Source organism: Atopobium deltae (assembly GCF_001552785.1).
Classification (GTDB): Bacteria; Actinomycetota; Coriobacteriia; order Coriobacteriales; family Atopobiaceae; genus Atopobium; species Atopobium deltae.
This window is the reverse complement of record NZ_KQ959493.1, coordinates 1-4,052: the sequence shown is the minus strand read 5'-3', so window position 1 is coordinate 4,052 and position 4,052 is coordinate 1. Positions and strand designations below refer to the sequence as shown.

Sequence of the window (4,052 nt, the reverse complement as noted above, 5' to 3'; positions counted from 1 at the left end):
TGTATGTGTTTGAAATATGAATTTAGATCAAATTTGCACAAATCAAAATTTTGGTCTTGCACCGCGCTTGGGGGGTGTGTATATTAAAACATCGCACGCGCTCAAGCGCATGCAGCGAACCTTGAAAACCGAATACTGCGATCGAAAGATCAGCAAAGACAGTACAGCGAATTTTCGAAGCAAAAAACATATACGTTGATTACTTTGAATCCAGATCAGTGTTTGCACTGACGTTTAGGTATACGAACTTTTTAAACTTACATGTTACAAGACTTTAGTCTTGTTATTTTGAACGGAGAGTTCGATCCTGGCTCAGGATGAACGCTGGCGGCGCGCCTAACACATGCAAGTCGAACGATTAAAGCACCTTCGGGTGTGTATAAAGTGGCGAACGGCTGAGTAACACGTGGGCAACCTGCCTTTTACTTTGGGATAGCCTCGGGAAACCGAGGATAATACCGAATACTTTGTATGTATCGCATGGTATATACAAGAAAGCTTTTGCGGTAAAAGATGGGCCCGCGGCCTGTTAGCTTGTTGGTGAGGTAACGGCTCACCAAGGCAATGATGGGTAGCCGGGTTGAGAGACCGACCGGCCAGATTGGGACTGAGACACGGCCCAGACTCCTACGGGAGGCAGCAGTGGGGAATCTTGCGCAATGGGGGAAACCCTGACGCAGCGACGCCGCGTGCGGGATGAAGGCCTTCGGGTTGTAAACCGCTTTCAGCAGGGACGAGGCCTTATGGTGACGGTACCTGCAGAAGAAGCTCCGGCTAAATACGTGCCAGCAGCCGCGGTAATACGTATGGAGCAAGCGTTATCCGGATTCATTGGGCGTAAAGCGCTCGTAGGCGGTCTGTTAGGTCGGCAAGTTAAATCCGGGGGCTCAACCCCCGTCCGCTTCCGATACCGGCAGACTTGAGTTTGGTAGGGGAAGGTGGAATTCCTAGTGTAGCGGTGGAATGCGCAGATATTAGGAAGAACACCGGTGGCGAAGGCGGCCTTCTGGGCCATAACTGACGCTGAGGAGCGAAAGCTAGGGGAGCGAACAGGATTAGATACCCTGGTAGTCCTAGCCGTAAACGATGGACACTAGGTGTGGGGAAGTTTTTTCTCCGTGCCGCAGCTAACGCATTAAGTGTCCCGCCTGGGGAGTACGACCGCAAGGTTAAAACTCAAAGGAATTGACGGGGGCCCGCACAAGCAGCGGAGCATGTGGCTTAATTCGAAGCAACGCGAAGAACCTTACCAGGGCTTGACATTTAGGTAAAGCGGCGGAAACGTCGTGGCCGAAAGGAGCCTAAACAGGTGGTGCATGGCTGTCGTCAGCTCGTGTCGTGAGATGTTGGGTTAAGTCCCGCAACGAGCGCAACCCTTGTCGTATGTTGCCAGCGGTTAGGCCGGGCACCCGTACGAGACCGCCGGCGTTAAGCCGGAGGAAGGTGGGGACGACGTCAAGTCATCATGCCCCTTATGTCCTGGGCTGCACACGTGCTACAATGGCCAGCACAACGGGAAGCAAACTTGCGAAAGTAAGCCAATCCCTTAAAGCTGGCCCCAGTTCGGATTGGAGGCTGAAACCCGCCTCCATGAAGTCGGAGTTGCTAGTAATCGCGGATCAGCACGCCGCGGTGAATGCGTTCCCGGGCCTTGTACACACCGCCCGTCACACCACCCGAGTCGTTTGCACCCGAAGTCGTCGGCCCAACCTTTTAGGAGGGAGACGCCGAAGGTGTGGAGGGTAAGGGGGGTGAAGTCGTAACAAGGTAGCCGTACCGGAAGGTGCGGCTGGATCACCTCCTTTCTAGGGAGAAACCCTTTCTAGTAAAGACTTATTTTTTCTTTAGTATGCCTATGTATAGCTTTACTGTTTTTGTCTAAAGCACGAATGCTTTGCAGTGTTCGGTTTTCAAGGTTCGCAAAAGTGTACCTTGACAACTGTATAGCGTAACAAACAAGATTTTCTTTAAGAAGATCGCATCTGATCGAACAAATGTATCTATACATTTGTTGTATGTTAAGACCTTTTTCCATTAAAAGAAGATGGTAAGGGCACACGGTGGATGCCTTGGCACAGAAAGCCGATGAAGGACGTGACAAGCTGCGATAAGCCACGGTGAGGAGCACATATCTTTTGACCCGTGGATTTCCGAATGGGAAAACCCAATAGGATTCATCTCCTATTACTGGACGCCGAACACATAAGCGTCTAAGAGACAACCTGGGGAACTGAAACATCTAAGTACCCAGAGGAACAAAAATCAACCGAGATTCCCCTAGTAGTGGCGAGCGAACGGGGAGCAAGGTCAAACCGACAATAGCCTAAAAGCATGTAGGCCTATGCGTTGTCGGGGTTGTAGGGATGCTATTTTGATGAGCTACATCTCATCTTGACAGTTACAAAATGAGCTATTAGCCAAATGGTGTGGAAAAGCCAACGAAACAAGGTTAAAGTCCTGTAGGCGAAAATATCTCATCTGTTTTAGCATTACCTGAGTACTGCCAGACACGTGAAACCTGGTGGGAAGCAGGGGGGACCACCCTCCAAACCTAAATACTTTTCTGTGACCGATAGTGAACAAGTACCGTGAGGGAAAGGTGAAAAGCACCCCGGAAGGGGAGTGAAATAGTACCTGAAACCGTGTGCCTACAAGCAGTCGGAGCAGTTATTTATAACTGTGACGGCGTGCCTTTTGTAGAATGAGCCAGCGAGTTACGATATGTGGCAAGGTTAAGCTTAAAAGCGAGCCGCAGCGACAGCGAGTCTGAATAGGGCGCACAAGTCGCATGTCGTAGACGCGAAGCCAGGTGATCTATCCATGAGCAGGCTGAAACGGGGGTAAGACCCCGCGGAGGGCCGAACCCACTTAGGTTGAAAACTGAGGGGATGACTTGTGGATAGGGGTGAAAGGCTAATCAAACCTGGAGATATCTCGTTCTCCCCGAAATAGCTTTAGGGCTAGCCTCAGACGTTTACCTGCGGAGGTAGAGCACTGAATGGTCGCGGGGGCCTCACCGCCTACCAACATCAATCAAACTCCGAATGCCGTATGGTCTAAAGTCTGGGAGTCAGAACATGTGGGCTAAGCCGTGTGTTCGAAAGGGAAACAGCCCAGACCGTCCGCTAAGGTCCCCAAATCCATGCTAAGTGGCAAAGGATGTGCGTTTGCTCAGACAACCAGGATGTTGGCTTAGAAGCAGCCACCCATTTAAAGAGTGCGTAATAGCTCACTGGTCGAGTGGACATGCGCCGACAATATACGGGGCTAAGTATGGTACCGAAGCGACGGACTAGATTTTATCTAGTGGTAGGGGAGCTTTCTGTATTGGGTTGAAGCTGAAGGGTAACCTTTGGTGGACTATACAGAAGTGAGAATGCTGGCATGAGTAACGAGAGAGGTGTGAAAAACACCTCCGCCGTAAATCCAAGGTTTCCTGGGCAAGGCTAATCCTCCCAGGGTCAGTCGGGAGCTAAGACAAGGCCGGAAGGCGTAGTCGATGCACAGCAGGTAGACATTCCTGCACCACCAAAAAAACGTTATCACCAATGGGGTGACGAAGAAGGGTAGCTCAAGCGGGGTTCTGGACGTCCCCGTGAAGCCACGTAGGCTGAAAAGTAGTTAAATGCGCTTTTCATATAGGCTGAGGTGGCAGACGAAACGATTGAGTGAAGTGAGTAAGCCCATGCTTCCAAGAAAAACCTCTAGGGAGTTTTGAGGTGCCCGTACCGCAAACCGACACAGGTGGATGGGTAGAACATACCAAGGCGATCGGGAGAACTATGGTTAAGGAACTCGGCAAAATTGCCCCGTAACTTCGGGAGAAGGGGTGCCGAGCCTGGTGACAAAACTTGCTTTTGAAGCTGGGTTCGGTCTCAGTAAAGAGGTCCAAGCGACTGTTTATCAAAAACACAGGACTCTGCTGAAGTCGTAAGACGACGTATAGGGTCTGACGCCTGCCCGGTGCCGGAAGGTCACGAGGAGCTGTCAGCTTTGGCGAAGCAGCAAATCTAAGCCCCGGTAAACGGCGGCCGTAACTATAACGGTCCTAA

2 rRNA genes are annotated in these 4,052 nt (G+C 51.0%); both read left to right on the top strand.

Going from position 1 to position 4,052, the window contains the following annotated elements:
• Positions 1-289 precede the first annotated feature (289 nt).
• Positions 290-1,805: ribosomal RNA gene (locus HMPREF3192_RS03600) — 16S ribosomal RNA — on the top strand.
• A gap of 232 nt (positions 1,806-2,037) precedes the next feature.
• A 23S ribosomal RNA gene (locus HMPREF3192_RS03595) occupies positions 2,038-4,052 on the top strand; the annotation flags it as partial.